Below are 3,492 nucleotides of genomic sequence, written 5' to 3' on the forward strand. Positions count from 1 at the left end.
GTCTGCTCATGATCATCATCGTAATCGGCGGTATTATCTCCGGTATTTTTACGGCGACAGAGGGAAGTGTAGTTGCGGTGGTATACAGCCTGATCCTGTCCCTGTTCTTCTATAAGTCCATTAAGATTTCAGAGCTGCCGAAGATATTCTTAGACAGCGCGGAGATGACGGGTATCATCATCTTCTTAATCGGTGTCTCCAGCATCATGAGCTGGGTCATGGCCTTTACCGGGATTCCAACGGCCGTTTCAGAGGCCATGTTAAGCATCAGCGATAACCGTTACGTCATTCTCTTTATCATCAATATCCTTCTGCTGATTATCGGTACATTCATGGATATGACGCCGGCCTGTCTGATCTTCACGCCGATCTTCCTTCCGATCTGCCAGAAGCTGGGTATGAATACCGTACATTTCGGCATCATGATGATCTTTAACTTATGTATCGGAACCATCACGCCTCCGGTCGGTACGACCCTGTTCGTAGGTGTAAAGGTGGGTAAGACGAAGATTGAAAATGTCATTAAACCGCTTCTTCTTTACTTTGCGGCCATTTTCATCGTCCTTCTGCTGGTCAGCTACGTGCCGATTCTGTCGCTGTGGCTGCCGGGATTACTGGGTTATGTATAACAAAAATGTATTATTTTTAAAAATTTGAAAAAAGTACTTGATTATTTTGGATAAATATAGTAATATAATTGTATGAATTGGACAACCAATTCGTACAATTATATGCTGTATAGCAATGCAGAAGTGGCGGAATTGGCAGACGCGCACGGTTCAGGTCCGTGTGGTAGCAATACCGTGAGGGTTCAAGTCCCTTCTTCTGCACGAGAGATGCGCAGAACAGAAGCGGCGGTATCGTAAATGATACCGCCGCTTCTGTTCTGTGAGCCTTCAGGCCGCTGACTCTGTTTCCCGTTATCCGAAAAAAGAGGTGTATCAATGGTTTACTTCGTCAGTTTATCATAACAGTCTGCCTTGCACCGGTCGAAATCCAGGCGCGCGGTTATTACGGAATAGAGGTCACCGCACAAAGCTGAGATATCGATGGTACTGGTGGAGTTGACTGCTTCGATATAGTCGGATGGAATGGAAGAAGCGCCGTTCAGCGCTGCCGCCAGCTGGCCGCCCATTGCCGCAGTCCCGTCGCAGTCCCGTCCGAATGCGGCGCAGAAGGAAACCGTATCGCTGTAATTTCCATTGCAGGCCTTAAAGATCGCGCAGGCCGCGGGTATCATCTCCAATGGAAATAAGAAGTTGTAGGGCGGAAATGTAACCAGGTATTTTGCATACAGTTCTTCGATGACCGCCTCGGGATCCATGACGCGGGCGGCATAGTCCAGAATCTGATCCATACGCTTCACGTAGGAGTTCTGAAGGAAATCGACGCCCTGCTCACAGAAGTGGCCGGGCAGACTCCAGTAAGCGTCCCTGACGGCTCCGACAATGCTGTCAACCGTAGCGTCCGGCCGTAAGGCCACGGCGACACCCGCGGCCATGGGACCGCCATCCAGTGCGGCTTCACGGGGATCAAAGGGATTGATCAAACCGCCGACGCCATCCCAGCCGGTGCAGATCTCGTAGAGCGCAGAGAAAAAATGGCGGCTGGTAGATATCCTGTTCAGAGCTTCAAAATGGAACATCGCAGTGGCCCACTCCCGCTCCAAATCATCCGCCGGTCTGGTAACTGCCAGATTCTGTACGTACTCGGTCAAAAACTGCGCAAATTCCAGAGAAGTAATCCGCCGTCCGTAATGAACGACAGCCCTGGCGCAGAGCAGCAAGTAGCGCGTGTCATCCGAATAGGAGCCCGGACGGACGTCGTGTGAGCCGAAGGGATCGGCATAACGGCCGGCCTCCAGCTGCGCGGTATCTCCATGATTGATGCTCTGCTCGTAATGCGGCTGTCCGCCCAGAAGGCGCGGAGCAACAGGGAGCATCCGGCGGACCTCCCCATACTGTTTCCGGATATTCCTGTAATGCATCTCCTCAACAGGGACTCCCAACGCATCACCAACGGCAAATCCCATCACCGCTCCGTAGACCTTGTCATATAATTTTGTTTCTGTCATGATTCTTTCCTCCTGTTTTTCCATGTTTTTGTATGCTTCTTCACTTTCATGCAAAACACTTAAAACAAAGAGTCCGAAAGGTTGCCCTTAATATAACAGTATTTTGTCCGTTCGTCAAGACGGCTTTTTCTGCCGGTACTCTTTCGGAGACATGCTGTAATACGTCTTGAACGCCTTGCTGAAGTAATTGGTATCCGTATACCCCACGCGGTCAGAGATCTCCTGAATCTTCATGGACGAGGTGACCAGCAGTTCACCGGCTCTCTGCATGCGGAACGAGAGTAAGTATTCATAAATCCCATATCCGTATTTTTCCTTAAACTGTTTTGACAAGTATTCCTTGGTCAGATGGTATTTTTCTGAAAAGAACGTCAGGGTAATCTCTCTGGCGTAATTCACCTCGATATAAGTCTTAATTTCCTGCAGAATTTCCGAGACAGTCAGCTGTGTGGAACCCTCGGCTCTAAAACTCAGCTCCCTGAAAAGAGAACAGAAGTAATCCGTGAATGACCGGATTCCGGTAATCGCCGCCTCTTCTTCTGCCTCGATGGAGGAGGGCAGGATCTCCTGATACTTTTCGATGAAATTTTCCTGTGAAAAGTTCTGCATGATTATGAGCAGCTCCATCGCATTGTGCTTCAGCGCCTCGGCGGTTACGAGGGACTTTCCGCGCTGGGTCTCAAAATACTGATCCAGAAGGCTGCGGAAATACTTTTCATCCCACTTGCCGAGGGCACGGCGCAGCAGTTCCCGGCTGGAAGACAGGGAGACGGGGATTCGGGAAGCGTACATCTCAAAATCCGCAGATACAATAGGAGCAGCCGCATATAAGTTCATACGGGAGGTGATGAGAGCGGCCGTTCTGGAGGATTCCTTCAGCGCGGCCACGGAGGCCGGTGCGAAACTGCCGATTCCGGTGAGCGTCACCACCCCGGTGCGCCGGTAGAATGCTTCCATGGCCTGTCCCATGTGGTCTGCGGCGTACAGGGAAAGCGCGCCGGGAGACAGGCTTGCCGAATGATGGCCTCCTGCGGTAAAGATTCCGGCGATCAGGAGCCATGGCTGATCCAGCCGGAGCATGTATTCCTCGCCGGCCGCCCCGTGGTCTGCAAGAAGGGAGGACAGAAGCCGAATGTTTTCGCTGTCCCAGGAAAAGTCCTCCGGCACCGGCTTCCCTGTGCGGATGGAGGCGATGGCACAGTGCGATCCGCCGCTGTCTCTGGAACAGAAGAGATTGATTAAATCCCCCAGCGGATTGGCTCTTGTGAGCTCCAGCTCATCGTTCAGCTGTTTCACGGCATTTTCCAGACAGTGGTTCAGTTCCGTTTCCGACACCGGTTTCAACAGATAGTCCATGATCTGAAACCGGATTGCCTTCTTTGCATATTCGAAATCGTTAAAACCGCTGATGATGATGT

General features: G+C 51.2%; 3 protein-coding genes and 1 tRNA gene. 2 read left to right on the top strand and 2 right to left on the bottom strand.

Features of this window, described 5'->3' with window-relative positions:
* Positions 1-629: TRAP transporter large permease subunit (locus tag ACLTD4_RS33385; RefSeq protein WP_412331955.1), on the top strand; the 629-nt coding region annotated here is incomplete at its 5' end.
* Between the two features lie 117 nt (positions 630-746).
* Positions 747-830, top strand: a tRNA-Leu gene (locus ACLTD4_RS33390).
* Positions 831-949: 119 nt separating this feature from the next.
* On the opposite strand, the gene ACLTD4_RS33395 is transcribed toward ACLTD4_RS33390, so the two are convergent.
* Together ACLTD4_RS33395 and ACLTD4_RS33400 are read right to left on the bottom strand one after the other, a co-directional pair.
* Positions 950-2,074 (bottom strand): ADP-ribosylglycohydrolase family protein, encoded by a 1,125-nt coding sequence (locus ACLTD4_RS33395; RefSeq protein WP_181988552.1) that lies wholly within the window; start codon positions 2,072-2,074, stop codon positions 950-952.
* 114 nt (positions 2,075-2,188) lie between these two features.
* The coding region (locus ACLTD4_RS33400; protein WP_412331956.1) for a helix-turn-helix domain-containing protein at positions 2,189-3,492 on the bottom strand (1,304 nt) is incomplete at its 5' end.

The sequence above is a fragment of the Hungatella sp. genome, from assembly GCF_046966825.1.

Bases quoted from the DNA above. Each gene is read 5' to 3' on its own strand.
- ACLTD4_RS33395 (WP_181988552.1), bottom strand. From the start codon at position 2,074: ATGACAGAAACAAAATTATATGACAAGGTCTACGGAGCGGTGATGGGA.